Genomic DNA, 25968 nt, shown 5'->3' on the forward strand with positions numbered 1-25968 from the left:
TATGGCGCGCTTTGGTTCATCCGTTCCGGCAGATCATGCCGCATCCCCCAAAGGGGAGGCCCGCGACGATACTGCGGCGCCGTTACAGACTGATTACGGCGTCAATCACGTCGCTTTCATCATGGATGGCAACGGGCGTTGGGCTGTGGAACGGGGATGGCCAAGGCTTGTCGGACACCGGAAAGGGGCTGAACGGGTAAAAACGCTCGTTCAAGCCTGTCCGGCGATGGGCGTGAAATGGGTCACGGTCTATGCGTTCTCGACCGAGAACTGGAAACGTTCGACCGAGGAAGTCCTCGGGTTGATGCGCATTTTTGCGCGCTACATCGAGAAAGAGGCCGGGACCCTGTCTAAAGACGGGGTACGGATGCGGTTCATCGGAGATCGCTCGAAGCTGGATGCAAAGCTTCGCAAGCTGATGGATGGTATTGAGGAGCGGACCGCCGCAAATACGCGGATCAACTTCACAGTGGCGATCAACTACGGCGGCCGTGACGAGATCGTTCGGGCCGCCAAGGCGCTTGCACTGCGGGTGGCGTCGGGCGAGGTGTCGCCTGAGGCGATCAATGCGGAGGCGTTTGAAGCGCATCTGGATACGGCGGGTCTGCCCGATCCGGATCTGGTGATCCGCACCTCGGGCGAGAGCCGCACATCGAACTTCCTGCCGTGGCAAGCAGCCTATGCGGAATATGAATTTACCCCCACGCTCTGGCCGGATTTCACGCCGGAAAAGCTGGCTGAGATCCTCGATGGGTTCGGCGGGCGCGAGCGTCGGTTTGGAGGCGTTTAATGGCACGTGACTGGTCCGATCTGCGCGCGCGCAGCTTGTCTGCGGTGGCGATGATTGTGATCGGCTTCGGAGCGATCTTCTTGGGCGGATTCGCGATCAAAGCATTGGCGATTGCTGTCAGCGGTTTGATGGTTTGGGAGCTCGCGCGCTTGTGCGGGGCGACAGACCTGCGCGCGCGCGCCTTGGGCGGCGTTGCGGCGCTCGCCTCGACGGCGATGGTGTTTGTCATGATCCCGCCGAGCTTGCTGGCGATGTTTTTGCCCGCGATGTTCGGGATGGCGCTGACGGCAAAGGGCTCGCGCGGGATTTTCGGATTTTACTCCGTGCTGGTGATGCTTACCGGATTTGGCCTTGTGAGCCTGCGCATCGGTGTGGGCATCGAGGCTGTGGTCTGGCTGGTTGGCGTCGTGATCTTGTGCGACATCGGCGGCTATTTCGCGGGGCGGATGTTGGGGGGACCGAAGTTCTGGCCCGCCATCAGCCCGAAGAAAACTTGGTCCGGCACGGCTGCGGGATGGATCTGCGCGGCGATCTGGGGCTTTGCCTTCGGGGGCATCGGGCTGGCCATCGTCTCGATCGTGATCGCGTTTGCGGGTCAATTGGGCGATATCTTGGAGAGCTACTTGAAGCGCCGCGCGGGCATCAAAGATAGCTCCAACCTGATCCCCGGCCATGGCGGCGTTCTCGACCGGTTTGATGCATTGGTCGCGGCGATCGTAGCCCTGATGGTTTTATCGATGATCTTCCCCTTGCCTCTCCCTGTCGCGGCGGGCTGACGATGCGCAAGGTTTCGATTTTCGGCGCAACCGGATCGATCGGGGAAAGTACCTATGATCTGATCGCACGCGCGCCCGATGCTTATCATGTCGTTGCCCTTTCGGGGGGCCGCAACATCGCGCGGCTGGCAGAGCAGGCGATTGCGCTGAAGGCGGAGCTCGCGGTGACGGCGTTCGACGATTGTCTTCCCGACCTTCGGGAGGCCTTGGCGGGAACGGGTGTTGAGGCGGCGGCGGGGCCCGAAGCGCTGAACGAAGCGGCCGACCGCGACGCGGATTGGGTCATGAGCGCGATCATCGGCGCGGCGGGTCTCGCACCGGGGTTCCATGCGCTCTCCAAAGGCACCACGCTTGCGCTTGCCAATAAGGAAAGCCTTGTGACGGCGGGGCCTTTGTTGCTGGCGGAGGCGCGGGCGCATGGGGCGACGATCCTGCCTGTCGATTCCGAGCATTCGGCGGTGTTCCAAGCGCTGACGGGGGAGGAGCTTTCGGCGGTTGAGCGGGTCATCATCACGGCATCGGGCGGCGCGCTGCGCGATTGGCCGTTGGAGCGGATGGCGCAGGCGACGGTCCGCGATGCCTCCTCACATCCCAATTGGGCGATGGGGCAGCGGATCACGATTGATAGCGCTTCCATGTTCAATAAGGCGATGGAAGTCATTGAGACAAAAGAGTTCTTTGGCGTTTCGGCCTCAATGATCGAAGTGCTGGTGCATCCGGAAAGCATTGTGCATGCGCTTGTCGGGTTCAAGGACGGGGCGCTGATGGCGCATTTGGGCGCGCCGGATATGCGCCATGCGATTGGCTATGCGCTCAACTGGCCTGTGCGGCGTGATCTGCCGGTCGCGCGTCTGGATCTTGCGGCTTTGGGGCGGCTTACGTTTAACGCGCCTGATGAGACGCGCTTTCCTGCGCTGCGGATCGCGCGCGAGGTTATGGCGATGGGCGGCACGGCGGGCGCGGCGTTTAACGCGGCAAAAGAGGCCGCACTTGACCGGTTTATCGCGGGCGAGATCGGATTTTTGGACATGTCGGCCCTTGTTGAGGATGTGATCTCGGAGATGTCATCGCGCCAAGGTCTTGGAAATGTCGCGATTAGCCTTGATAACGTGATGCAAACCGATGCGGAGGCGCGTGCGCTGAGTGTCGGATGGGCGCGCGCAAGCAATTGATCGCGGAAAAGAGGGGTGAATACCCCCGTAATTGATCATGAGGATCCGGTTTTGAGCAGTCTATTCCCTGATTTTGGCAACCTTCTCTATACGGTTGGCGCCTTCGTTCTGGCACTGTCGGTGATTGTCGCTGTGCATGAATACGGTCACTACATCGTCGGCCGCTGGTCGGGGATCAAGGCGGATGTGTTCTCGTTGGGCTTCGGCCCAAAGCTGTTTTCGCGTGTCGACAAGCACGGCACGCGGTGGCAATTCGCGCTGATCCCGCTGGGCGGATATGTGAAGTTCCGGGGGGATGCGAACGCGGCCTCCGCGGGCGGGGATGAGGCGGCGCTGGCGGAGATGACGCCCGAGCAAAAGCGCGAAACGATGCACGGCGCGCCGCTTTGGGCGCGGGCGGCGACGGTGGCGGCGGGGCCGGTGTTCAACTTTATCCTCTCGACGGTGTTGTTCGCGGGGGTCATGCTTTGGGCGGGAACGGCGACGAATATGCCGGTCATTGGCAAGATCGAGCCGGTGCCGTCGGGCGTCGCGGATCTGCGGGTAGGCGACGAAATTCTATCGGCGGGCGGCGTTGAGACGCCCGATTGGGATGGTTTGCGGCTTGCGATTGAGGCGCTGCCGGATCGTGGTGTCGTTGACATGGTCGTGCGTCGCAATGGCGAAGAAATCGCCATCAAGGGCCCGCATCTGTTCCCCGCACGTTTCGCAGGGGTTGCGCCATCCTCGGCGGTGGTTGAGGCGGGGCTGATGATTGGCGACGTCGTCATCCGCGCCAATGAGGAGACAATTTACAGCTTCACGCAGTTGCAAGAGGCGGTGAAAGCCTCTGACGGCGCGCCGATTGCGCTGAAGGTCTGGCGCCCTGCCTCTGGGTCGGATGCGGCGCGCGAGTTTGATGTTGAATTGCAACCCAAGCGCACAGATTTGCCGGCGGCGGATGGTGGTTTCGAGACACGTTGGCTGATTGGTGCGACGGGCGGTTTCGTGTTTGAGCCCGAAACCCGTCCAACCACCGTTTGGGAAGCTGTGAGCAGCGCGGTCGGGCAGGTGGGCGCGATTATCACGGGGTCACTGACGCAACTTCGGGCGATGATCTTTGGCGAAATCGACAGCTGCAATTTGCGCGGAGCGATCGGAATCGCGGAAAGTTCTGCGGTCGCGGCCTCCTCGGGGATCGAAAATTTCATCTGGTTCATCGCGGCCTTGTCGACGGCGGTCGGGTTCCTGAACCTCCTGCCTATTCCGGTACTGGATGGCGGCCACCTGATTTTCCACGCCTATGAGGCGATTGCGGGCAAGCCCCCGTCGGAGAAAATCTACGGGCTGATGATGGGGATTGGACTTGTTTTGATCCTGTCGTTGATGCTGTTTGGCTTGTCGAACGATATCTTCTGCCCCTGATCCTTTCGGGCGTTCGGCGGCAGAGGGACTGTGATTGGCGGTGCGAGGGGTCTCGCGCCGCCTTATTTGTGCCCGATTCACCCGCTAGGTAACGCCGCAGTGATCTTGAAGAAGGGCGTCACCATGGACCTCATTTTAGAACGATATCGCGGTATTTCCGTGGTTTTGCAGGTCGCGGGCGAGCGTCTCTTGTTTCCGGTTGCGGTGATCGTTGCCTTGATGGGCGCGGCCGTGATTGCCTCCGAGCTGGTCGATATTTGGGTGCCGAGTAATACCGGCGCATATCAGCTTTAAGCCGCGCGACCTTCGCGAACCGCGCGACGTCTCTACACTACATATTGATGACAAATAGCGAGAAGCGACAGGTTTTCGCCCGCGCGCTTTTGACATCTTAGCGCTTTGCCTATAGTCAGATTCAACACCTCGCGCCTAACCTCGCGCGGGGACTGACATCGGCTCGGGAGCGGAACATGACGGTCTTTGCAAAACGCGGTAATGGCAAAGGGGCACGTGCATCGCGCATGGTTCATAGCAGCGCGATTTTCGCCTTAGCCGCAACAACTTACCTTGTTGCTCCGCAGATTGCTCAGGCGCAATCCTACCGCTTTGATCAGGTTACGATCGAGGGCAATCAACGCATTGAACCGCGGACGATCCTGACCTTCGCCGGAATCGGTCGTGGCGAGGCGGTGTCGGCGGGGGAGTTGAACGATGCGTATCAACGTCTCCAAGGCTCGGGTTTGTTCGAGCGCGTCGAACTCAAACCGCAAGGCGGGACGCTTGTCATCGCCGTGCAAGAATTCCCCACAGTGAATGTGGTTGCCTTTGAAGGCAACAACCGGATGAAAGACGATGTGCTGCAAGGGCTTATCCAATCCCAGGCGCGCAAGATCTATTCGCCGGCCATGGTTGAGGCCGACGCGGCTTTGATCACGAAGGGCTACTCGGAAATGGGCCGCATGGCCGCGACCGTGACGCCAAAGGTTATTCGCCGCGATGGAAATCGGGTCGATATCGCGTTCGAGATCACCGAGGGCAAGGTGACGGAAATCGAGCGTTTGTCCTTCACGGGCAACCGCGCTTATTCGGATCGCCGCCTGCGCAACGTTTTGAACACCAAACAGGCGGGCTTTCTGCGCGCCTTGATCCAGCGCGATACGCTGGTGCCGGAACGTCTGGATTACGACACGCAATTGCTGACAGATTTCTATCGTTCGCGCGGTTTCGTGGATGTTGAGGTGAAGGGGATCGCGTCGGATTACACGCGTGAGCGCGATGCATTCTTCGTGACGTTCAACATCTCCGAAGGTCAGAGCTTCAACTTCGGGAAGACCTCCGTCGTTTCCGAAATCGAGGGCGTCGATCCTGCTGACTATCAAGAACAGCTGAAAATCCGCTCCGGCACAACCTATTCGCCCAATGCCGTTGATACGACGATCACGCGGATGGAAGGCGTTGCGTTGCGGCAGGGGCTGAATTTCGTCACCATCGAGCCGCGTGTCGTGCGAAACGATCGCGATCTCACATTGGATGTCGAGTTTGTCATCAAGCGTGGCAACAAGGTCTTCGTCGAGCGGATCGATATCGAGGGCAACACGACCACGCTCGACCGCGTTGTGCGCCGCCAGTTCAATACGGTTGAGGGCGATCCGTTCAATCCGCGTGAAATCCGCAACGCGGCCGAGCGGGTGCGCGCCTTGGGGTATTTCGCGAATGCGGAAGTGGACACCAAGCAGGGCAGCAATCCCGATCAGGTGGTCGTGGACGTCAACGTTGAGGAGCAGGCGACGGGTTCGTTCGGGATCGGCGCAAGCTACGGCGTGAGCTCGGGTATCGGTGCAAGCATCACGCTTGAGGAGAATAACTTCCTCGGGCGCGGTCAGCGTATGGCGATCTCGATTGCGACAACGGGCGATACGCAAGATAACTCGATCACCTTTGTTGAGCCTTATTTGTTTGGTCGCGATCTGAAATTCGGGGTTGCTCTGGGGCAATCCAAAACGGATGATTCCAGCGCGTCCTATGACACGCGGTCGGTTTCAATCGCGCCGTGGATCGAGTTCCCGGTCTCCGAGCAGGGTCGTCTTGCGCTGCGCTATTCGTTGAAAAACAATAAGTTGTTCAACGTCGGCACGGATGATGATGGCGATGATGATGAGGACGAGGATGAAGATGACGATGGCGTCTACGATGGCTCGTCGCCCATTCTCGAACGCGAGGCAGATCTCGGGTCGCTGTATACCTCGGGTGTCGGCTACACCTACTCCTACGACACGCGCATCAACGCGCTTGATCCCAACACCAATTACAAGCTGTCCTTCGGGCAAGACTTCAATGGCTTGGGCGGCGATATCAAATCGATCGTCAGCAAAGCGGATCTGACGGCGCAGACCTCTGCCTTCCAAGAAAACGTGACCTTCACAGGCCAGTTCCAACTGGGCGCGTTGCATATGCTGAGCGATAGCACGTCGCGCGTGATTGACCGGTTCGCCGCCAGCAGCAGCTATGTGCGCGGCTTTGAATCGAACGGCTATGGCCCGCGCGATAACGCGGCCGATAATGAGGATGCGCTGGGGGGCAAATATTTCGCCTCCGCCAAGTTTGATGCGCAATTTCCCATCGGCCTGCCCGAAGAATACGGCGTTACGGGGGGTCTGTTCTGGGATATCGGCTCGGTTTGGGGGCTGGATGACACGGCGGGCGACGAGACCGTTGATGACAGTTTGATCTGGCGGTCCGCGGTTGGTTTCTCGATCTACTGGACGACGCCGATCGGGCCGCTGCGGCTCAACTTCTCGAAGGCTTTGCTCAAAGAGGACTACGATCTGGAACAGCCCTTCGATCTGACTGTCTCCACGAAGTTCTGATGTGATGCGGTTTCTAGACGGCACAAGAATTGCGCGCGCTCCTTGGGGCGCGCGCTTGCTTATCGCGGCGCTGGTGATCAATGGCGCTGACGGGGCAGTTGCGCAGACCTTGGGCGGAGCAAATGGCGCCTCTTCAAAACAGATTATCGAGGTGCCAAGCCCGATTTTGACGCTGGATTGGGAAGATCTTTACGCGAAATCGGCTTGGGGTCTTCGGGTCACGTCAGAGATCGAGGCCGAGTCGAGCACGCTGGCGCAGGAAAACGCGAGGATTGCGGAGGATCTGGTGGCGGATGAGCGCTCGCTGACGGATCGTCGGGCCTCGATGCAGCCGGAGGCGTTTCGTGCCGAGGCGGACGCCTTCGACAACCGTGTTGTGGGCATCCGCCGAGCGCAGGAAACCAAAGCGCGCAGCCTTGCCGCGCGGGCCGAAGCGGAGCGGAGCCGCTTTGTCTCCGCCGCAATTGGTTTGCTCGATGGGATGATCGAGGCGCGCGGCGCCGTCGTGGTGATCGACCGCCGTGCGATTATTCGCGGGGCGGGTGCGGTGGATGTCACGGCGGAGATGGTCGAGCGCGTTGACGCGGCTTTGGGCGATGGGTCTCGGATAGAGGGCGTTCAGACAGAGGGCGCGACGGCGGAACCGGAGGCGGTCGATACGATCCCCGACGCCGCGCAGGAGCCTGCGGGCACGCCCTGACGCGTGACCCGCGCGCGAGGCCTTCGCGTGCACAAAGATCGGCTACACCGATCGTGCGATCTTCACGCCTGAAATCTTCGCGTTAAGACATGTCTGTATCCATTTGAATTAAAATGTTTTATTCATTTTCTCGGCCTGCGGCGCCGATCGGTGTTCCATGGCGGCGCGCTTGCCAAGGACGGCGGGCATTGGTAGCAAGGCGTCAACGATCCGGTTTCAAGTGGCGCAATGCCCGCATGTTTTGTGGTGGCCAGCCCATCTTCGTGCTGAGACCGCCTACACACTCCGCTTGGAATGGTTCGATCCGCGCCAAGCCTATGACGATTGACCCGCCCGTGACGGCGTTTGAACAAGGGAAAACAGATGTCCGAGAGACCGCAATCCGCGCCCCATACGCAAGCCGACCTGGCGCTGATCAAAGAGATCATCCCCCATCGCTACCCGTTTTTGATGATCGACAAGGTCCGCGATATCGTCCCCTACGAGACGGCCGTGGGCATCAAGATGGTGACCAGCAACGAGCCGCATTTTGAAGGGCATTTCCCGTCAAAGCCGGTCATGCCGGGGGTTTTGATCATCGAGGCGATGGCGCAGACGTCGGCGGTTCTGGTGGGCATCTCGATGGATATCATCGGCAAGGATTTGCTGACCTATTTCATGGGCATCGACAAAACCAAATTCCGCCGCATGGTGGTGCCCGGGGATGCGTTGGAATTGCACGTCACGGCGAAACGCTCGGGCGGTAAGATCTGGAAGTTTGAAGGCGTGGCGAAGGTTGGCGACGAGGTTGCGGCCTCGGCGGAATTCACCGCGATGATGGATTTGAAGGGCTGATATGAGCACGCTGATTGATCCGACTGCCAAGATTCATCCCTCCTGTGTCATTGAGGAGGGCGCGCGCATCGGCGCCGATTGCCAGATCGGGCCGTTTTGCCATGTCGGGCCGGATGTGACGCTCAAGCGCGGGGTGGAGTTGAAATCCCACGTTGTGATCGCGGGGCAGACCGAAATCGGTGAGGAGACGACGGTGTTTCCGTTCGCCTCCCTAGGGCAGATCCCGCAGGATTTGAAATTCAAGGGCGAGAAGACGCAGCTGGTGATCGGTGCGCGCAACCGGATTCGGGAATATGTGACGATGAATTCGGGCACCGAAGGCGGCGGCGGGGTCACCCGAATTGGGGATGACGGGCTGTTCATGTCGTCGTGCCATATCGCGCATGATGCGATCATTGGAAACCGTGTTGTGATCGTGAATTCGGTCGCGGTGGCGGGGCATTGCGTGGTTGAGGATGATGTGATCATCGGTGGCTTGTCGGGCATCCACCAATGGGTTCGGATCGGGCGCGGCGCGATTATCGGCGCGCTGTCGATGGTAACATCCGATGTGATTCCGCATGCGTTGGTTGCGGGGCCGCGCGCGGGCTTGGAGGGGTTGAACCTCGTCGGGCTCAAGCGCCGCGGCACGCCGCGCGAACAAATTCACGCGTTGCGCCATCTTTTCACGGCACTGTCGGAGGGCAATTTCCGCGACAGCGCGCGCAAACTCTCGGAGGAGGGCGTCGGCGCGGGTGAGGACGGGGCATTGGCGAAAGAGGTGCTCGATTTCATCCTCGGCCCGTCGGATCGTTCCTTCCTGACACCCCATAAAGGGCACTAGACCTGAACGGATAAGGAGGGTCAGATATGCCCGATATCGCGATTATTGCTGGCACGGGCGCTTTGCCGCGTCTGGTGCTTGAGGCGCTTGCGGGCGATGCTTTCGTTTGCGGCGTTGAGGGCTTTGACGTGGCGCTGGAGGGTGTGCCTTGTGCGGGGGGGGCGGTTGAAACCTTCCGCGTTGAGCGGCTCGTGCCGTTTCTCGATAGCCTTGTGGACAGGGGCGTCACACGTGTTGTTTTTGCGGGCGCGATGCAGCGCCCAACGCTTGATCCGGCGCTGTTTGATCGGGCGACGGCGGGCTTGGTGCCGCGTCTTTTGGGCGCGATGCAGGCGGGGGATGATGCAACCTTGCGCGCGGTGATTGCCATTTTCGAGGAATGGGATCTGGAGGTTATGGGCGCGCATGAGATCGCGCCCGATCTCGTGCCCGAGGCTGGCGTTCTTTGTGGCACGGTCTCGCCCGTTGATGCGGCCGATGTAAAACGCGCGGCGCAGATTGTGCAGGCGCTCGGCGCGGCGGATGTCGGGCAAGGGGCGGTTGTTGCGGGAGGGTTATGTCTGGCGACGGAATCCTTACCCGGAACGGATGCGATGCTTGCGTTTTCGGCGGTGCATTCGGGAATGAAACAGGGCGCCAAGGGCGTTTTTTTCAAAGCGCCTAAACCTGATCAGGATCACCGGATCGATTTGCCTGCCATTGGTCCGCAGACGGTTGTCAATGCGGCCGAGGCTGGGCTGGCGGGGATTGCGTGGCAAGCTGGCGGTGTGATGCTGCTGGATCGTGAGGGCGTTGTGAAAGCGGCGCAAGACGCCGGCTTGTTCCTATGGGCACGCGATGAGAACGCCGATGATAGTCTCGCCACATCCGCGGCCGCGACGGGGGATGCGCGATGAAGCTTTTTGTCATCGCGGGCGAACCTTCGGGCGACAAGCTCGGTGCGGCGCTGATGGCTGGGCTCAAGACGCTTTCTCCTGAGGTTGAATTTATCGGAATTGGCGGCCCCCTGATGGAGGCGCAGGGGCTTGAGAGCCTGTTCCCGATGGAAGAACTTTCGATCATGGGTTTGTGGGAGGTTCTCCCCAGATACCGTGCGCTCAAGGCGCGCATCCGCGAGACGGCGGAGACGATCGCGCGGGTGCAGCCGGCGGCTTTGATTACCATCGATAGCCCTGATTTTTGTTTGCGTGTTTCGGGACTGGCGCGGGCGACCCGGCCGGCGCTGCGGACGATCCATTATGTTGCGCCCTCCGTATGGGCGTGGCGCCCCAAGCGTGCCGAGAAAATGGCGCGTCACATCGATCATGTTCTCGCACTTTTGCCATTTGAGCCGCCCTATATGGAGGCGGCAGGGATGACATGCGATTTCGTTGGCCACCCCGTGGTGGCCGAGCACCGCGCGACGGAGGCCGAGGCCGCGGCTTTCCGCGAAACGCATATGATCGCGCCCGATCAACCGCTAGCACTCTGCCTTCCGGGGTCACGCAAGGGCGAGGTTAAGCGTTTGGCGGGGCGGTTTGACGAAGCGTTGATGCAACTGCGCGACCGCGAGCCGGGTTTGCGCGTGGTGGTGCCCACGGTGCGCGGCGTCGCGCCAATGGTGCGCGCGATGACGGCGCGCTGGCCGGTCGCGCCAATTGTCGTTGAAGAGGCCGCCGATAAGGCTGCTGCTTTCAAGGCCGCCGATATCGCCTTGGCCGCATCGGGGACAGTCTCTCTGGAACTCGCCGCGAATCGGACGCCGATGGTGATTGCCTATGATATGGCGCCGATATCGCGGATGATCATCGCGCAAATGCTCAAAATCGATACGGTGACATTGGTCAACTTGGTATCGGAAACAAGGGCCATCCCAGAATATATCGGGACGGGTTGCCAACCGTCCGCGATATCAAAAGCGCTCTTGGCCCTTTTGGAAGATCCCGCAATCCGTGCCGCGCAATTTGCCGCGATGGAGACGACGATGGAGCGGTTGGGCGAGGGCGGCGAAGCGCCCGGTTTGCGGGCCGCGCGGTCAGTGCTCGCGCATCTGTAAATCACCCGTCTTCGGTGCCGCGCGCGCAGTGCGCCCTTATTTGCCTTTCCAGATCCATCCGCCGCCGAAAATGCGTGTGCTGTCAGGGTCGTAGAACACGCATGCCTGACCGGGCGAGACGCCTTCTTCCGGCGTCAATAGTTCGACCTCGGCCTCTGTTTCCGAGATCGGACGGATGATCGCGGGGCGCGGCGGGCGGGTCGAGCGGACGCGGACCGTCACATGCCATTCCGGCTGGCTGGTGAGCGGCGCATCGCCAAGCCAGTTGATTTCGCGCAAGGGAATGGTGCGGGTCGAAAGCGCCTCCTTCGGGCCCACAATCACCCGTTTTGCATCGGGGTCGAGTTTGACCACATAGAGAGGATCGCCCAGTCCGCCGATCCCCAAGCCGCGCCGCTGGCCGATCGTGTAGTGAATCACCCCGCGATGCGCGCCCAAAACAGTGCCCTCCATATCCACGATTTCGCCCGGATCGGCCGCACCGGGACGGAGCTTCTCAATGACGGCGGCATAATTCCCATTGGGGACAAAGCAAATGTCCTGACTGTCGGGCTTATCCGCCACCGCCAGCCCATATTTCGCAGCCAATGCGCGCGTCTCGGCCTTGGAGGGAAGATGCCCCAGCGGGAACCGCAAGAAATCAAGCTGGTCTTGCTTGGTCGAGAACAGGAAATAGCTTTGATCGCGATTGCCATCGGCTGCGGCATGAAGCTCGGCCTTGGCAGGGCCTTGCATGCGCTGGATATAATGGCCCGTTGCCATACAATCGGCATCCAAATCCTTGGCGGTTTCGAGCAGATCCTTGAACTTCACCCGCTCGTTACACCGAATGCAGGGAACGGGCGTCGCCCCCGCAAGGTAGGCATCCGCGAATTCGTCAATCACGGCCTCGCGGAATGTGTTTTCATAATCGAGCACGTAATGGGGAAAGCCCATCAATTCTGCCACGCGCCGCGCATCATGAATATCCTGCCCCGCGCAGCACGCGCCCTTTTTCGCCAGAGCCGCGCCGTGATCGTAGAGTTGCAATGTGACGCCCACGACATCATAGCCCTCGTCCTTCAGCATTGCGGCGACGACAGAGCTATCGACCCCGCCTGACATCGCAACGACAACGCGGGTTTCCGAGGGAGGCTTGGCGAACCCCAAGGAATTAAGGTTGGTAGGGAGGGTCATTGGGGGCCTGTCTTCGAACTGAGGAGGGGCGCACGGGTGCGCAGCCTTCGGAATATAGGGAAAATGCTCTGTATCTCAACCCCGCATCGCGCAGCAAGTTTCACCGCACGTTAAGGCATCTTCGTCATTTTGGAGCGGTGACTTGAGAAGGGGTGAGTTGAAATGTATCTGAAAAAAGTTGACGGGCCGCGATCCGTGACGCTTCCTGATGGGACGGTTCTCACACGGGCGAACCTGCCGCCGGTAACCACGCGGCGATGGGTGGCGAGCCGTAAGGCCTTGATTGTGCGTGCGGTTGCCTACGGGTTGATGCCTTTGTCGGAGGTGTTGGAGCGGTATGGCCTCTCTGAGGAAGAATTCGAGATCTGGATGGAGGCGATCACCAAACACGGTGAGAGTGGGTTGAAAGTGACGGCAATTCAGAAATATCGACAACTTTAGGTTGTAATCTTAATAAATCTCGCGAAGGTAATCTGTAGTTAACCAATTACGATCAAAGTTATTTGTGATCGAGGGATTAATGCGGAGAACTGCCGATGCGGATTTTATTGGTCGAAGACGACCCCACAACGTCGCGTAGCATCGAATTGATGCTGAGCCATGCGAATTTGAATGTCTATTGCACAGATCTTGGCGAGGAAGGAATCGACCTCGCCAAGCTCTATGATTACGATCTCATTTTGCTGGATCTCAACCTTCCAGATATGAACGGGCACGAGGTTCTTCGGCAATTGCGCCTTGCGCGGATTGAAACACCAATCCTGATTTTGACGGGCGCGGATGACACTGAGAACAAAGTGAAGGGCTTCGGATTCGGAGCCGATGATTACATGACGAAGCCCTTCCACCGCGAAGAATTGGTGGCGCGGATTCATGCGATTATTCGCCGGTCGAAAGGCCATGCGCAGTCGATTATCAACACGGGCAAAATCTCGGTAAATCTCGATGCCAAGACCGTTGAGGCGGGGGGTAAAACGGTCCATCTGACGGGCAAAGAATATCAGATGCTGGAGCTTCTCTCGTTACGTAAAGGCACCACCTTGACCAAGGAGATGTTTTTAAATCATCTTTACGGCGGTATGGACGAGCCCGAGTTGAAAATTATCGACGTGTTTATTTGCAAGCTGCGCAAGAAACTTTCGGAAGTTACCGACGGCGATAATTATATCGAGACGGTTTGGGGGCGTGGTTACGTCCTGCGCGATCCGGATGCGGGCCAGATGGGCCGCCGCATCGCGATCGGGGCCTAGTCTCTGGACCTCACGGCTTCTCGCGCCTATCTGTTTGGCGAGGCGCGAGACCGGGAGGCATTATGACGAGCCAGAAAGACGAATCCATTCCGACGCATGACCGTCAAAGCGCCGTTGAAACCGCGCGGAGCGAGATCAGTGCGCTGTCAGCACAGATCGCGACCGCCAATCGTGCCTATCACACGGATGATGCGCCCGAAATCACGGATGCGCAGTACGATCGTCTCAAACAGCGTTTGCTTGCATTGGAAGCGGAATTTCCGGAGCTGAAAACGCCCGACAGCCCGAGCCAACAGGTCGGCGCGCCGCTTGGCGAGGGCTTTGGCAAGATCACCCACGAGATCAGAATGCTGAGCCTCGGCAATGCGTTTTCGGACGAGGACGTTACAGATTTTGATGAACGAGTGCGCTCATATCTGGGCGTGCCTTCTGATGTGATCGCCTTTACGGCAGAGCCCAAGATTGACGGCTTGTCGCTGAGCTTGCGGTATGAAAATGGCCGGTTGATCCATGCCGCGACGCGCGGCGACGGTGAGACGGGCGAGAATGTCACGGAGAATGCGCGCACGATCGCAGATATCCCGTGGGAAATTTCGGGCGCGCCAGAGGTGCTGGAAGTGCGCGGCGAGGTATATATGAGCCACGCCGATTTCGCGGCGCTCAATCTTCGGCAAGTCGAGAAAAACGAAAAGCCCTTCGCAAATCCAAGAAATGCTGCGGCGGGATCTTTGCGCCAATTGGACGCGGGCGTCACCGCTGCGCGTCCGCTCAAGTTCTTTGCTTATGCTTGGGGCGCGCTTTCGACACCTTTGGCGCAGACGCAGTTTTTGGCCATCGAACGTTTGCGTGAATTTGGTTTCTCGACCAATCCTCTCACGAAGCTTTGCGAGACCCCACAACAGCTTATATCGCATTACCATGATATCGAGCAGCAGCGTGCAAAGCTTGGATATGACATCGATGGCGTGGTTTATAAGGTCAATGATCTTGCGCTGCAAAAACGTCTCGGGTTCCGTTCCACAACGCCCAGATGGGCGATTGCGCATAAGTTTCCGGCCGAATTGGCGTGGACACGTTTGGAGAAAATCGAAATTCAGGTTGGCCGCACCGGCGCGTTGAGCCCTGTCGCACGGCTCACGCCGGTGACGGTCGGCGGGGTCGTGGTGTCGAACGCCACGCTCCACAATGAGGATTATATCGCGGGGCGCGATTCGAAGGGCGAGCAGATCCGCGAGGGTCGAGACATCCGTGAGGGTGATTGGGTTCAGGTCTACCGCGCCGGGGATGTAATCCCGAAAATCAAGGATGTGGATCCGACAAAACGCGGCGATGACAGCGCTGCCTTCCGGTTCCCGCAAACCTGCCCCGAATGCGGATCGGATGCGATCCGTGAGGAGGGGGATGCGGTGCGCAGGTGTTCGGGCGGTTTGATTTGCCCCGCTCAAGCAGTTGAAAAGCTGAAGCATTTTGTCTCGCGCGGGGCGTTCGATATTGAGGGCTTGGGCGCAAAGCAAGTTGAGACATTCTATAAAGATGGCTGGATCCGAGAGCCTGCTGATATTTTCACATTGCGCGCGCGCTACGGCGCGGGCCTGCAACAACTGAAAAATCGGGAGGGTTGGGGGCCGAAATCGGCTGAGAACCTGTTCAAGGCGATTGATGAGCGTCGCAATATCTCGCTCGCGCGGGTGATATTTGCGCTCGGGCTGCGCCATGTTGGGGAGGCAAGCGCCGCGCTTTTGGCCAATCACTACGGGAGCTGGTCGGCGTTCGAGAGTGCCATGACCCATGCGCGGCTGGGTGAGGGCGCGGGGTGGGAGGATCTTCTCGCGGTTGACGGGATTGGCGCGGTTCTGGCGACCTCGGTCATCACGGCGTTCCATCAGGAAAATGAGCGTGCGTCGATTGATCGTTTGATCGCAGAGCTTAACGTTCAGGATGCGAAACGCCGCATGCCAACGGGAAGTCCGGTTGAGGGGCTGACGGTGGTCTTTACCGGCACGCTGGAGAAGATGACACGCGCGGAGGCGAAGTCGCGCGCAGAGGCATTGGGCGCAAAGGTTGCGGGATCGGTGTCGGCTAAAACAGACATTTTGATCGCGGGGCCGGGGGCTGGATCAAAGGCGACGAAAGCGGCCGATTTGGGCGTGAAGGTGATCGACGAGGACGCTTGGCTTGCCTTGGTTGAGGGCGCATGACTTCCTCTGGGCGTCCGCAGGTTCTGTTTCCGCTTTTTGCGCAGGTCAACTCTCTGGCGGGGGTCGGCGCGAAAACTGCGCAGCTTCTCGCGCAGTTGGGGGTCGAACGCCCGCGCGATTTGATCCTCACATTGCCCCATAGCGTGGTGGATCGGCGTCCGGTGGCATCAATTTCGGAGGTTGTTGCGCCCGTGATCGTGACGGTGGAGGTCGAGATTGTCGCCCATTACCCCGCGCGTAAACGCGGCGCGCCCGCGCGGGTTTTGGTCGCGGATACGGAGGGGGAATTCTCCCTCGTATTTTTCCACGCACGCGGCGATTGGTTAGAAAAGCAACTCCCTGTCGGAGAGCGCAGGGTGATTTCGGGTAAGTTGGAACGCTTTGATAACACGGCGCAAATGGTCCACCCCGATTATATTTTGAAGCCGGAAGACGCGGGCGATCTGCCGCGGTTCGAGCCGGTCTATCCCCTTACCGCGGGGCTCTCGCAGCGCGTGATTGCGAAGGCGGCGAAGGCCGCAATTTCGCGGGCCGAGCCCTTGGAAGAATGGGCGGACGGGGCACTTTTGGTTCGCGAGGGCTGGCCGGACTGGCGCAGCGCGCTGGAGCAAGCGCATCATCCCGAGGGGCCGCAAGATCTCGCGCCGACGGCGCCAGCGCGCGCGCGGCTCGCCTATGACGAATTCTTTGCGCATCAGTTGACACTTGCGCTTGCTCGGGCGCAGGTCCGGCGCGCGCGCGGCCTCGCCACGGTGGGGGATGGGCGCCTAAGCAAGACGGTGCTCGCGTCTCTGCCGTATCGACCCACCAATGCGCAGACCCGCGCGATATCGGAAATCGCGGGCGATATGGCGGCCGAGCGTCGGATGAACCGCTTGCTGCAAGGCGATGTGGGGGCAGGCAAAACGCTTGTCGCCTTTATGGCTTTATTGATTGCGGTGGAGGCGGGCGGGCAGGGCGTGATGATGGCCCCCACCGAAATTCTGGCGCGCCAACATATGGAAAGCCTTGCGCCTCTTGCGGCTTCGGCGGGGGTGCGCGTTGAGGTTCTGACGGGGCGCGATCGCAGCAGTGAGCGCGCGCAAAAGTTGAACGATCTGGCCTCTGGTGCGATCCATATTTTGGTCGGCACACATGCTGTTTTCCAAAAAGACGTTCATTTCCATGATCTTCGACTGTCGATCATTGATGAGCAGCACCGGTTTGGTGTTGCGCAGCGCATGGAGCTTGGGGCGAAGGGAACGGCGGTTGATGTCCTGGTGATGACGGCAACTCCGATCCCGCGGTCGCTCAGCCTTGCGCAATACGGCGATATGGATATCTCGATTATTGACGAGAAGCCGCCGGGTCGCACGCCGGTGAAGACCGCCCTGATTGCCATTGAGCGCCGCGATGAGGTTGTCGCGCATCTCAAACGGGCGATTGCCGAGGGGCGCCAGGCCTATTGGGTTTGTCCCTTGGTCGAGGAGAGCGAGGTGTCTGACCTGACCTCGGCGGAGGCGCGTTTTCGGACCTTGCGGGCCGCATTGGGCGAAGGGGTTGTGGGGCTGGTTCACGGGCAGCTTCCGCCAGCGGAAAAAGACGCCGCGATGGCGGATTTTGCCGCGGGTCGCACGAAGGTTCTTGTGGCGACGACGGTCATTGAGGTCGGTGTGAATGTTCCCAACGCCTCGATCATGGTGATCGAGCGCGCCGAGACATTCGGGCTTGCGCAATTGCATCAGCTGCGCGGTCGGGTCGGGCGGGGGGCGGCGGAGTCTACGTGCTTGCTGATGTACGGCGCGCCCTTGACCGAGAGCGGCGAGCGGCGCTTGCAGATCCTGCGACAGACCGAAGACGGGTTTAAGATCGCGGAAGAGGATCTGGCCATTCGCGGCGCCGGGGATGTGATCGGGACGGCGCAATCAGGGCTTCCCCGGTTCAGAATCGCCGATGTGGAACGTCAGGCAGGGCTGATGGCGATCGCGCAATCCGATGCGAGGACGTTGCTCGCGCAGGACCCGACCTTGATATCGCCGCGCGGTAAGGCGGCGCGTGTTCTATTATGGCTAATGGAACAAGACCGCGCCATTCGTTTAATCTCAGTAGGTTAAGGGCTGCTCAGGGTCGTTTTGCCCCGTTTGTTCGCATTTGTTCTCATTTAGTTCTTTACTGATTGTTAACTTTGTGAGAACAAAGGGGCAACAGGAATGACTTCAGATCCAATAAGGAGCCGTAGAATGATCGACCAAATCAAAACGACCCTGAATGAGAATGCAGCCACGATCGTGCAAGATGTGCTGGGCGCGAGCTCTTTGATTGTGATGCTGGTGATCGGCCTTAATCTTCCATTGTTCTTTTGACATTCGGCCTTCGGGCCACCCGAGACTGCTTCGCGCTTTTGATGCTGCTTACCCCTGCAGCGACTGCCTGTCCTGAGCCTCCGGCTCGCCAAAAGCGTTACTCGCCGCCATCTTCGGATGGCGGCTTTTTCTTGTTTGTCGGTCGGATGAGGCGGAGGGCGCGGCGCTGCTGCTACTGTGTTTGGGCGGCGTCACTGGCGGCCAATGTCGCGTCGAGCGCGAGCAAAATCGACGCGTGACGGTTGGCGTAATCGCGCGCCGCGAGCAAGACGGCAAAGCCCTCAAAGGGCGCGTTGGGCGCCTCACCGCCTTTGAGCATCGCGGCCAGCTCCGATCGCGCGCGTTGCAATTGGTCGGGTGTCTTGCCGATCACCAGACCGCCCAAAACCGACGCCGCCGCCTGTCCTAAGGCGCAGGCCCGCACATCTTGCGAAAAGCGCGAGACGCGCCCGTCTTGAAGGTCAAGCGCGACCGTAACTTCCGATCCGCACATCGGCGCGCGCTTGCTGGCAATAGCTTGCGGCGCATCGATCGGATCTGTCAGGGGAATATCGGCGGCCAGCGCCAAAAGACGTTCGGTATAGAGTTTGATCAGATCGGGATCGCTCATGGTTTCCTCGCATCTTGTTTGGCGTTATGTAGCCTTCATTCCCGCTTATGAAAAGGTCCGCGAGCATGACTGAGTTTGATCCAAAGGCGCTGAAATTCGATTCCAACGGGTTGATCCCCGCAATCGCGCAGGATCATGAAACGGGGGAGGTGCTGATGATGGCATGGATGAACGCGCAATCCATTGAGCGCAGTCTCGCCAGCGGACATGTCACCTATTGGTCGCGTTCACGGCAGAGTTTCTGGGCGAAGGGGGAAAGCTCGGGCCATATGCAAAAGCTGATCGAGTTGCGTGTCGACTGCGACCGCGATTGTTTGTTGCTTGTGGTGGAGCAAACCGGCCCCGCATGCCATACGAACCGCAAAAGCTGTTTCTACACCGCCGTTCGGGACGGGGTAGAAGTGGAAATCATGACGCCGATGGTCGATTGAGTAAGGCAGGGTTCCAAGCCCTGTTATGAGACATCCCGTCAAGCTGCGCGGCGTATCGGCGCAGCTTGATGCCGATTCAGGCTTTGCGGGTCAAAGCGACAAACACATCCTCGAGCCCGGGTTGTTCGGATGCGATATCCTTGATTTCGATCCCTGCTGCGCGAATCGCGTCCAATACCGTATCGGCGGAGGTTTTCGTGCGGTGATAGGTGAACGCGAGCCGGCCATCGGGGCGGTGATCCATGCTCACCCCCTCGGGCAGGGCCAATGTCTGGGCAAGTTCGGCGGATCGGTTCGGCGTCATCGGTGTGGCGGGTTCGACGACAAGCGATTTCCCGTCCATCCTGCCGAGCAGTTTCGCGGTCGTATCGCGGACGATCAATTCGCCGTGGTTGATGATCGCGATCTCGTCGCACATCTCCTCGGCCTCCTCCAGATAATGCGTTGTCAAAATGATCGTCATGCCTTGCTCGTTGAGCTTGCGCACATTCGCCCAAAGCATGTTGCGCAGCTCGATATCGACGCCCGCCGTCGGCTCATCCAGCACCAGAACCGCGGGGCGGTGAACAAGCGCTTTCGCCAGCAAAAGGCGCCGTTTCATGCCGCCCGAAAGGTTGCGCGCGTAGGAATCCGCCTGCTCGGTAAGGCCGACAAGGGCGAGAATCTCGTCGGTCCAACGCTCATCCGCGGGCACCCCGTAAAGCCCCGCTTGGGTTTCCAAGGCGGCGCGCGGCGTGAAGAACGGATCCATATTCAGTTCTTGCGGCATCACGCCAATGGCGGCGCGCGCTTGACGGGGATTTGCGTCCTGATTGAAGCCCCAAATCGTCACCTCGCCGGTTGTCTTCTTCACCAGACCCGCGAGAATATTGATCATCGTTGATTTTCCCGCGCCATTGGGACCGAGCAAGCCAAAGATAGATCCTGCCGGAATCGTCAAATCGACGCCCTTTAGCGCGCGTTTTGCCTGCGTCTTCGCCGTCGCCGCATAGGTTTTTGTCAAACCTTTGATCTCGATTGCTTGCCGTTCCATCTTGCCCCGCCTCACGCTTTCGCTATCATACGCCCAAACGAGCGCCCGCATTCGCGCGCACCATATACGGAGCCAGCCATGACCGCCACCGCACCCGAGACCCAAGTTGTCACCAGCTGGAAAGTTGCCTGTGATGGCGGCGAGGGGGCGTTGGGCCACCCGCGCGTCTGGCTGTCGCTATCGAAAGAAACGGGCGAGGTCGAGTGCGGCTATTGCGACAAGAAATTCGTGATTGATCGCGCCCATGCGCATGACGATCACTGATCGGCGCAGTCACGCGCTTTCAAGGCACAATCGGTGAACGGGCGGCTTTCTAGCCGCCCTTTTCTTTACGCTGAAAGACTGGAAGCGCGGCGTGGAACATGGCACAACCCGTCCAACGAATTTGAACGGGAGTGCGCGAGATGACGGAAGCTTTTGGGAAGGGATGCCACCTGCATCTGATCGATGGTTCGGCGTTTATCTTCCGCGCTTACCATGCCCTGCCGCCGCTGACGCGCAAATCCGACGGGCTGCCGATTGGCGCGGTCGCGGGCTTTGCCAATATGATTTATCGCTATGTCGAGGAAGCCAAAGGCGATGATGCGCCGACCCATGCGGCCGTGATTTTCGACCATAGCTCCAAGACGTTCCGCAACGAAATCTTTTCCGAATACAAGGCCAACCGTCCGGAATTGCCCGAGGATTTGCGCCCTCAATTCCCCCTGACGCGCGAAGCCACGCGTGCCTTCAATATCGCCTGCATCGAGACTGAAGGGTTCGAGGCCGATGATATCATCGCCGCCTACGCGCGCGTCGCGCGGGAAGCGGGCGGGCGGTGCACGATCATCTCGTCGGATAAGGATTTGATGCAGCTTGTCGGCGGCGGCGTTGAGATGCTCGATGCGATGAAGAACAAGCGGATCGGTGTTGAGGAGGTTGAGGAGAAATTCGGCGTCGGGCCGAACCGCGTCGTCGATGTGCAGGCCCTCGCGGGGGACTCCGTCGATAACGTACCGGGTGCGCCAGGCATCGGGATCAAAACGGCGGCTCTGCTGATCAACGAATACGGCGATCTGGAAACGCTTTTGGAACGCGCTGCCGAAATCAAACAGCCCAAACGCCGCGAGACCCTCATCAATTTTGCGGATCAGATCCGTATGTCAAAGCGCCTTGTGCAGCTTGATGAAAACACGCCGCTCGACATGCCGATCGAGGCGCTAGAAGTGCGGGAGCCGGAAGCGGAGCCATTGCTCAAGTTTTTGGGCGAGATGGAGTTCCGTACACTCGCCAAACGCGCGGCGGAGCGCTTCGGCATGCCGGTTCCGCAGATCGGCGTTGATACCGATGGCAAGGCCGCACAGGCTTGGGGCGCTGGCGCAGCCCCCACGCCCGCGCATCAGGCGGTCGCGGCGGTGAATGTGCCGTTCGACGCGGAAAAATATGTCTGCATTCGCGATGCGACGACGCTGGAGACTTGGCTGGGTAAGGCGCGTGCGCGAGGGTGGGTTACGGTCGATACCGAGACCACATCGCTCGACGAGATGCAGGCGGATCTGGTTGGTGTGTCGCTGTGCATTGAGGCGGGCGAGGCGGCGTATATCCCGCTCGGCCATTCCACGGGGGGCGATGATCTCTTTGGCGGCACGGCGCGGGCCGAGGGTCAGATGGATATGGAGGAGGCGCTGGCGCTTCTCAAACCGGTTCTGGAAGACCCTTCGATTGTGAAGATCGGCCAGAATATGAAGTATGACTACAAGATTTTTGCGCGCCGCGGTATCCGCACCGCGCCGATTGATGACACGATGCTGCTCAGCTACGCGATGCATGCGGGCCTTCATAACCACGGGATGGACGCGCTGTCGGAGCGCTATCTCAACCACACCCCAATTCCGATTAAGGAATTGATTGGCTCTGGCAAGTCGCAGGTCACCTTCGACAAAGTCGCCATCGACACCGCCACGAAATACGCCGCCGAGGATGCTGATGTGACGTTGCGCCTGTGGCAATTGTTCAAGCCACAGCTCTGCGCCGCGCGCGTCACCACGGTTTATGAGACGTTGGAGCGGCCGCTCGTGCCTGTTTTGGCGGATATGGAGATGGCAGGTGTGCGCGTGGATGCGCAGGTGCTGTCGCGGATGTCCAATGCTTTTGCGCAAAAAATGGCGGGGCTAGAGGCCGAGATTCAAGAGTTGGCGGGGCAGCCGTTCAATGTCGGCTCGCCCAAACAACTGGGCGAGATCTTCTATGATGTGCTCGGCGTGCCGGGGGGGACAAAGGGAAAAACGGGCGCGTATTCCACGGGGGCGGATGTTTTGGAAGACATCACGTTGATGGCGGAAGATCACCCTAAAGCGGCCGAATTGGCGGGCCGTGTCCTCGATTGGCGGCAGATCGCGAAGCTGAAATCGACCTATACGGACGCGCTGCAAACTCATGTGAACCCCGAGACGGGACGTGTTCACACCTCCTATTCCATTGCGGGCGCGAATACGGGGCGTTTGGCGTCGACTGATCCCAACCTGCAAAATATTCCCGTGCGATCGGAGGAAGGCAGACGGATCCGCGAAGCGTTCGTCGCAGGGCCAGGTATGAAGATCGTCTCGCTTGACTATTCGCAAATCGAGCTGCGCATCCTCGCGCATGTGGCCGATATTCCGGCGCTAAAACAAGCATTTAAAGATGGCGTGGATATTCACGCGATGACAGCGTCCGAAATGTTCAATGTCCCGCTTGAGGGGATGGATCCGATGATCCGCCGTCAGGCAAAAGCCATTAACTTCGGCGTCATCTACGGAATTTCCGGTTTTGGTCTTGCCCGAAACTTGCGCATCCCGCGGGCCGAGGCGCAGGGCTTTATTGATCGCTACTTCGAGCGCTTCCCCGGAATCAAAGCCTATATGGACGCGACGACCCAATTCGCGAAAGATCATGGTTACGTGCAAACCCTGTTTGGTCGCAAAATCAATACGCCGGAGATCAACGCGAAGGGGCCAGGTGCGGGATTTGCCAAGCGCGCCGCGATCAACGCGCCGATTCAGGGTGCTGCTGCCGATATCATCCGCCGCGCAATGATCCGGATGCCCGAGGCAATCAAGGATCTGCCCGCAACGATGTTGCTTCAGGTGCATGATGAATTGATTTTCGAGGTTGAAGAAAGCTCTGTCGACAAGCTCATCGAGGTTGCACGCGGCGTGATGGAAGGCGCGGCGGAGCCTGCGGTGCACCTGACCGTGCCGATTGATGTCGACGCGGGGCAAGGCGCAAGCTGGGCCGAGGCCCATTAAGGCGTCGGGATAAGGGCCTTGACCTCGGCGGGGGTCAAGCCCGCCTCGCGGTAAGACCGGATTGCCCGCGCATCATCGCGTTTTGCAAGGCGTTTGCCTTGCGGATCGCGGATCAGCGCATGGTGGTGATAGGTCGGGGTATGCAAGCCCAGCAGCGATTGCAGCAGCACATGGATGAAGGTCGCCTCAAACAGATCATCACCGCGTGTGACCTCCGTGATGCCTTGCGCAGCATCATCGACCACCACCGCGAGATGATAGGCGGCCCCCATGTCTTTGCGCGATAGAATGACGTCACCACAATGGGTTAGCAGCCAATCTTGATCTGCTTGATGGGGGCCTGCGCGCAGCCCCGTCTCGGTAAACTGTGGCGAGGCGGCACAGGTCGCCAGCGCCGCGCGCAGATTGAGACGGATGGTTGGCGCGTCCCGCAGATGTTTGTCACGGCAGGTTCCGGGATAGACCAACCCGTCCGGTCCGAGGATCGGCGCGCCTTCTTGCGGGGCGCTCAAAGCCGCGCGGATATCGGCGCGCGTGCAGGCGCATTGGTAGGTCAGCCCCTGATCTGCGAGCGTCTTGAGCGCGGCCTGATAGGCCTCGGTACGCTGAGACTGGCGCATCACCGGTTCTTGCCACGTCAGGCCAAGCCAAGCGAGATCGTCGAAAATCTGCGCTTCCCATTCAGGGCGCGCACGTGATTGGTCAAGGTCCTCAATCCGAACGATAAACTCGCCTTTGTCCGCACGGTTTTGCGCGATCAGGGCCGCATAGGCATGGCCTAGATGCAGCGGCCCTGTCGGGCTTGGTGCGAAGCGTGTTCGCTTTAGCTTTGCCCCGCAAGCCATTGGCCGAACACCTCTTTTGCGCGATCAGTATAGGCTTTATACCGATCCTTACGTCCGCGCCGACCTCCCTTGGCGTCAATTGGCGGGAACAGGCCGAAATTGACGTTCATCGGTTGGAATGTTTTTGCCTCGGCACCGCCCGTGATGTGGTGGATCAGCGCGCCCATCGCGGTTTCGTTCGACGGGGGCGGAAGGTCACGCCCCAAAATTTCCGCCGCCGCCATGCGCCCTGCCAGCAAGCCCATCGCTGCGCTCTCGACATAGCCCTCAACGCCGGTGATCTGCCCTGCAAAACGAATATTCGGGCGCGATTTGAGGCGCATCTGATCGTCGAGCATCGTCGGAGAGTTCAGGAAGGTGTTGCGGTGTATGCCGCCCAAGCGCGCGAAGCTTGCGTCTTGCAGCCCCGGGATCATGCGGAACACATCCGTTTGCGCACCGTATTTCATTTTGGTCTGGAAACCGACGATATTATAGAGCGTTCCCAAGGCATTATCGCGGCGCAGCTGGACAACCGCATAGGGTTTTACGTCCGGCTGATGCGCATTGGTCAGGCCAACGGGTTTCATCGGGCCAAAGCGCAGCGTTTCGCGCCCGCGCTCGGCCATCACTTCGATCGGCAAGCAACCGTCAAAGTATTTTGCGGTCTCACCCTCGTGAAACTCGGTCTTTTCCGCCGCGAGCAAAGCGTCGATGAAGGCCTCGTATTGGTCCTTCGTCATCGGGCAGTTCATATAGGCGGTCTGCTCCTCAAGCGTCTCGCCCTTGTCATAGCGCGATTGCATCCACGCCACGTCCATATTCACGCTTTCCGCATAGACGATTGGCGCGATGGCATCAAAAAAGGCGAGGCTATCCGCGCCGGTCTCTTGCGCAATCGAGTCCGCCAAAGCGCCTGAGGTCAGCGGGCCTGTCGCGATGATCCAATGCCCGTCGGTCGGCAATTCGGTGATCTCGCCATGCTCAAAGGAGATGAGCGGATGCGCTTTCAACTTGGCACTGACCGCTTCCGCAAAGGCCTCGCGGTCGACGGCCAATGCGCCGCCTGCGGGCAGGCGATGCTCGCGCGCGGTCGCCATGATCACACCATCAGCCGCCGCCATCTCCCAATGGAGAAGCCCTACCGCATTGCGTTCGTCATCATCCGACCGGAAGGAATTGGAACAAACCATTTCCGCGTAATTGCCGGTTTGATGCGCGAAGGTCCCGACATGCGGGCGCATTTCGTGCAGGACGACGGGAATGCCAAGGTTCGCGGCCTGCCAAGCGGCTTCCGATCCGGCCATTCCGCCGCCGATGATATGGAGTGTGTGGGGGGATGTTTGTGTCATGAGCGCGTGATAGCGCCCGCGTGACGCTCGCGCAAGCGGTCGCAGTGTCGCGTGGCGAAAACGCCGCAAATGACAACACCACCGC

General features: G+C 59.7%; 25 protein-coding genes. 20 read left to right on the forward strand and 5 right to left on the reverse strand.

Translation table 11 applies throughout. The features are described from left to right. The first annotated feature begins 1 nt into the window (after position 1). The 12 genes from uppS to lpxB all read left to right on the forward strand — a co-directional run bounded on the left by uppS (position 2) and on the right by lpxB (position 11401). Positions 2-790: a polyprenyl diphosphate synthase gene (uppS, locus tag SJY32_RS05860; RefSeq protein ID WP_376872759.1), complete on the forward strand. Its 789-nt coding sequence runs from the start codon at positions 2-4 to the stop codon at positions 788-790. After that, positions 790-1566, forward strand: coding sequence for a phosphatidate cytidylyltransferase (locus tag SJY32_RS05865; RefSeq protein WP_376872761.1), 777 nt, complete (start codon positions 790-792; stop codon positions 1564-1566). Before uppS ends, SJY32_RS05865 begins: the two co-directional genes overlap by 1 nt. 2 nt (positions 1567-1568) lie before the next feature. Further along, positions 1569-2738: a 1-deoxy-D-xylulose-5-phosphate reductoisomerase gene (gene dxr / locus SJY32_RS05870; RefSeq protein ID WP_376872764.1), complete on the forward strand. Its 1170-nt coding sequence runs from the start codon at positions 1569-1571 to the stop codon at positions 2736-2738. A gap of 51 nt (positions 2739-2789) precedes the next feature. After that, the gene (gene rseP, locus SJY32_RS05875) at positions 2790-4142 is read left to right on the forward strand and encodes an RIP metalloprotease RseP (protein ID WP_376872766.1); all 1353 of its coding nucleotides are present in this window, start codon (positions 2790-2792) and stop codon (positions 4140-4142) included. Positions 4143-4265: 123 nt separating this feature from the next. Next, the gene (locus SJY32_RS05880; RefSeq protein ID WP_376872768.1) at positions 4266-4436 is read left to right on the forward strand and encodes a hypothetical protein; all 171 of its coding nucleotides are present in this window, start codon (positions 4266-4268) and stop codon (positions 4434-4436) included. A gap of 176 nt (positions 4437-4612) precedes the next feature. Beyond that, complete coding sequence (bamA, locus tag SJY32_RS05885; protein WP_376872770.1) at positions 4613-7009, forward strand: outer membrane protein assembly factor BamA; 2397 nt, start codon at positions 4613-4615, stop codon at positions 7007-7009. Between the two features lie 4 nt (positions 7010-7013). Continuing rightward, on the forward strand, positions 7014-7709 hold the full coding sequence (locus tag SJY32_RS05890; protein ID WP_376872772.1) for an OmpH family outer membrane protein: 696 nt from the start codon (positions 7014-7016) through the stop codon (positions 7707-7709). 157 nt (positions 7710-7866) lie between these two features. Then, entirely contained in the window at positions 7867-8037 is a 171-nt protein-coding gene (locus SJY32_RS05895) for a hypothetical protein (RefSeq protein WP_376872775.1), read from the forward strand. A 35-nt stretch (positions 8038-8072) separates the two neighbouring features. Beyond that, on the forward strand, positions 8073-8543 hold the full coding sequence (gene fabZ / locus SJY32_RS05900) for a 3-hydroxyacyl-ACP dehydratase FabZ (protein WP_376872778.1): 471 nt from the start codon (positions 8073-8075) through the stop codon (positions 8541-8543). Between the two features lies 1 nt (position 8544). After that, positions 8545-9366 (forward strand): acyl-ACP--UDP-N-acetylglucosamine O-acyltransferase, encoded by an 822-nt coding sequence (gene lpxA / locus SJY32_RS05905; RefSeq protein ID WP_376872780.1) that lies wholly within the window; start codon positions 8545-8547, stop codon positions 9364-9366. 26 nt (positions 9367-9392) lie between these two features. After that, positions 9393-10262: an LpxI family protein gene (locus SJY32_RS05910; RefSeq protein WP_376872782.1), complete on the forward strand. Its 870-nt coding sequence runs from the start codon at positions 9393-9395 to the stop codon at positions 10260-10262. Then, complete coding sequence (gene lpxB, locus SJY32_RS05915) at positions 10259-11401, forward strand: lipid-A-disaccharide synthase (protein WP_376872784.1); 1143 nt, start codon at positions 10259-10261, stop codon at positions 11399-11401. The genes SJY32_RS05910 and lpxB overlap by 4 nt, the downstream gene beginning before the upstream one ends. A 36-nt stretch (positions 11402-11437) precedes the next feature. Here lpxB and mnmA read toward each other — a convergent pair whose 3' ends face one another. Continuing rightward, positions 11438-12577, reverse strand: a complete 1140-nt coding sequence (gene mnmA, locus SJY32_RS05920; protein WP_376872787.1) for a tRNA 2-thiouridine(34) synthase MnmA — start codon at positions 12575-12577, stop codon at positions 11438-11440. A gap of 162 nt (positions 12578-12739) precedes the next feature. Here mnmA and SJY32_RS05925 point away from each other — a divergent pair, with 162 nt between their 5' ends. The 5 genes from SJY32_RS05925 to SJY32_RS05945 all read left to right on the forward strand — a co-directional run bounded on the left by SJY32_RS05925 (position 12740) and on the right by SJY32_RS05945 (position 18367). Next, positions 12740-13018, forward strand: a complete 279-nt coding sequence (locus SJY32_RS05925; protein ID WP_376872789.1) for a DUF1153 domain-containing protein — start codon at positions 12740-12742, stop codon at positions 13016-13018. A gap of 95 nt (positions 13019-13113) precedes the next feature. Next, positions 13114-13827 (forward strand): response regulator transcription factor CtrA, encoded by a 714-nt coding sequence (gene ctrA, locus SJY32_RS05930; RefSeq protein ID WP_376872792.1) that lies wholly within the window; start codon positions 13114-13116, stop codon positions 13825-13827. 62 nt (positions 13828-13889) lie between these two features. Then, complete coding sequence (gene ligA / locus SJY32_RS05935) at positions 13890-16025, forward strand: NAD-dependent DNA ligase LigA (protein WP_376872794.1); 2136 nt, start codon at positions 13890-13892, stop codon at positions 16023-16025. After that, the gene (recG, locus tag SJY32_RS05940) at positions 16022-18118 is read left to right on the forward strand and encodes an ATP-dependent DNA helicase RecG (RefSeq protein WP_376872797.1); all 2097 of its coding nucleotides are present in this window, start codon (positions 16022-16024) and stop codon (positions 18116-18118) included. Before ligA ends, recG begins: the two co-directional genes overlap by 4 nt. Positions 18119-18244: 126 nt before the next feature. Next, on the forward strand, positions 18245-18367 hold the full coding sequence (locus tag SJY32_RS05945) for a hypothetical protein (protein ID WP_376872799.1): 123 nt from the start codon (positions 18245-18247) through the stop codon (positions 18365-18367). A gap of 172 nt (positions 18368-18539) precedes the next feature. Here the strand turns inward: SJY32_RS05945 and SJY32_RS05950 are convergent, their stop codons facing one another. After that, positions 18540-18977 carry an iron-sulfur cluster assembly scaffold protein gene (locus tag SJY32_RS05950; protein WP_376872802.1) on the reverse strand — a complete coding sequence of 146 codons (438 nt, stop codon included), beginning with the start codon at positions 18975-18977 and terminating at the stop codon, positions 18540-18542. A gap of 65 nt (positions 18978-19042) precedes the next feature. On the opposite strand from SJY32_RS05950, the gene hisI reads away from it, so the two are divergent. Then, positions 19043-19408: a phosphoribosyl-AMP cyclohydrolase gene (gene hisI, locus SJY32_RS05955; protein ID WP_376872805.1), complete on the forward strand. Its 366-nt coding sequence runs from the start codon at positions 19043-19045 to the stop codon at positions 19406-19408. Positions 19409-19484: 76 nt separating this feature from the next. Here the strand turns inward: hisI and SJY32_RS05960 are convergent, their stop codons facing one another. Then, a complete protein-coding gene (locus SJY32_RS05960; protein WP_376872808.1) occupies positions 19485-20441 on the reverse strand; it encodes an ABC transporter ATP-binding protein in 957 nt (318 codons plus the stop codon). A 78-nt stretch (positions 20442-20519) separates the two neighbouring features. Between SJY32_RS05960 and SJY32_RS05965 the strand changes: the two genes are divergently transcribed. Together SJY32_RS05965 and polA are read left to right on the forward strand one after the other, a co-directional pair. Further along, complete coding sequence (locus SJY32_RS05965; RefSeq protein ID WP_376872811.1) at positions 20520-20705, forward strand: zinc-finger domain-containing protein; 186 nt, start codon at positions 20520-20522, stop codon at positions 20703-20705. A gap of 140 nt (positions 20706-20845) precedes the next feature. After that, on the forward strand, positions 20846-23707 hold the full coding sequence (gene polA, locus SJY32_RS05970) for a DNA polymerase I (RefSeq protein ID WP_376872814.1): 2862 nt from the start codon (positions 20846-20848) through the stop codon (positions 23705-23707). Here the strand turns inward: polA and gluQRS are convergent. Beyond that, complete coding sequence (gene gluQRS, locus SJY32_RS05975; protein WP_376872816.1) at positions 23704-24552, reverse strand: tRNA glutamyl-Q(34) synthetase GluQRS; 849 nt, start codon at positions 24550-24552, stop codon at positions 23704-23706. The two genes, polA and gluQRS, sit on opposite strands and share 4 nt — an antisense overlap. Then, positions 24531-25883, reverse strand: a complete 1353-nt coding sequence (gene trmFO / locus SJY32_RS05980; RefSeq protein ID WP_376872818.1) for a methylenetetrahydrofolate--tRNA-(uracil(54)-C(5))-methyltransferase (FADH(2)-oxidizing) TrmFO — start codon at positions 25881-25883, stop codon at positions 24531-24533. Before trmFO ends, gluQRS begins: the two co-directional genes overlap by 22 nt. Between the last annotated feature and the right edge of the window lie 85 nt (positions 25884-25968).

This window comes from Albirhodobacter sp. R86504 (assembly GCF_042466415.1).
Taxonomy (GTDB): Bacteria; Pseudomonadota; Alphaproteobacteria; order Rhodobacterales; family Rhodobacteraceae; genus Albirhodobacter.

Bases quoted from the DNA above. Each gene is read 5' to 3' on its own strand.
- uppS (WP_376872759.1), top strand. From the start codon at position 2: ATGGCGCGCTTTGGTTCATCCGTTCCGGCAGATCATGCCGCATCCCCC.
- SJY32_RS05865 (WP_376872761.1), top strand. From the start codon at position 790: ATGGCACGTGACTGGTCCGATCTGCGCGCGCGCAGCTTGTCTGCGGTG.
- dxr (WP_376872764.1), top strand. From the start codon at position 1,569: ATGCGCAAGGTTTCGATTTTCGGCGCAACCGGATCGATCGGGGAAAGT.
- SJY32_RS05880 (WP_376872768.1), top strand. From the start codon at position 4,266: ATGGACCTCATTTTAGAACGATATCGCGGTATTTCCGTGGTTTTGCAG.
- bamA (WP_376872770.1), top strand. From the start codon at position 4,613: ATGACGGTCTTTGCAAAACGCGGTAATGGCAAAGGGGCACGTGCATCG.
- SJY32_RS05890 (WP_376872772.1), top strand. From the start codon at position 7,014: ATGCGGTTTCTAGACGGCACAAGAATTGCGCGCGCTCCTTGGGGCGCG.
- SJY32_RS05895 (WP_376872775.1), top strand. From the start codon at position 7,867: ATGGCGGCGCGCTTGCCAAGGACGGCGGGCATTGGTAGCAAGGCGTCA.
- fabZ (WP_376872778.1), top strand. From the start codon at position 8,073: ATGTCCGAGAGACCGCAATCCGCGCCCCATACGCAAGCCGACCTGGCG.
- lpxA (WP_376872780.1), top strand. From the start codon at position 8,545: ATGAGCACGCTGATTGATCCGACTGCCAAGATTCATCCCTCCTGTGTC.
- SJY32_RS05910 (WP_376872782.1), top strand. From the start codon at position 9,393: ATGCCCGATATCGCGATTATTGCTGGCACGGGCGCTTTGCCGCGTCTG.
- lpxB (WP_376872784.1), top strand. From the start codon at position 10,259: ATGAAGCTTTTTGTCATCGCGGGCGAACCTTCGGGCGACAAGCTCGGT.
- mnmA (WP_376872787.1), bottom strand. From the start codon at position 12,577: ATGACCCTCCCTACCAACCTTAATTCCTTGGGGTTCGCCAAGCCTCCC.
- SJY32_RS05925 (WP_376872789.1), top strand. From the start codon at position 12,740: ATGTATCTGAAAAAAGTTGACGGGCCGCGATCCGTGACGCTTCCTGAT.
- ctrA (WP_376872792.1), top strand. From the start codon at position 13,114: ATGCGGATTTTATTGGTCGAAGACGACCCCACAACGTCGCGTAGCATC.
- ligA (WP_376872794.1), top strand. From the start codon at position 13,890: ATGACGAGCCAGAAAGACGAATCCATTCCGACGCATGACCGTCAAAGC.
- recG (WP_376872797.1), top strand. From the start codon at position 16,022: ATGACTTCCTCTGGGCGTCCGCAGGTTCTGTTTCCGCTTTTTGCGCAG.
- SJY32_RS05945 (WP_376872799.1), top strand. From the start codon at position 18,245: ATGATCGACCAAATCAAAACGACCCTGAATGAGAATGCAGCCACGATC.
- SJY32_RS05950 (WP_376872802.1), bottom strand. From the start codon at position 18,977: ATGAGCGATCCCGATCTGATCAAACTCTATACCGAACGTCTTTTGGCG.
- hisI (WP_376872805.1), top strand. From the start codon at position 19,043: ATGACTGAGTTTGATCCAAAGGCGCTGAAATTCGATTCCAACGGGTTG.
- SJY32_RS05960 (WP_376872808.1), bottom strand. From the start codon at position 20,441: ATGGAACGGCAAGCAATCGAGATCAAAGGTTTGACAAAAACCTATGCG.
- SJY32_RS05965 (WP_376872811.1), top strand. From the start codon at position 20,520: ATGACCGCCACCGCACCCGAGACCCAAGTTGTCACCAGCTGGAAAGTT.
- polA (WP_376872814.1), top strand. From the start codon at position 20,846: ATGACGGAAGCTTTTGGGAAGGGATGCCACCTGCATCTGATCGATGGT.
- gluQRS (WP_376872816.1), bottom strand. From the start codon at position 24,552: ATGGCTTGCGGGGCAAAGCTAAAGCGAACACGCTTCGCACCAAGCCCG.
- trmFO (WP_376872818.1), bottom strand. From the start codon at position 25,883: ATGACACAAACATCCCCCCACACACTCCATATCATCGGCGGCGGAATG.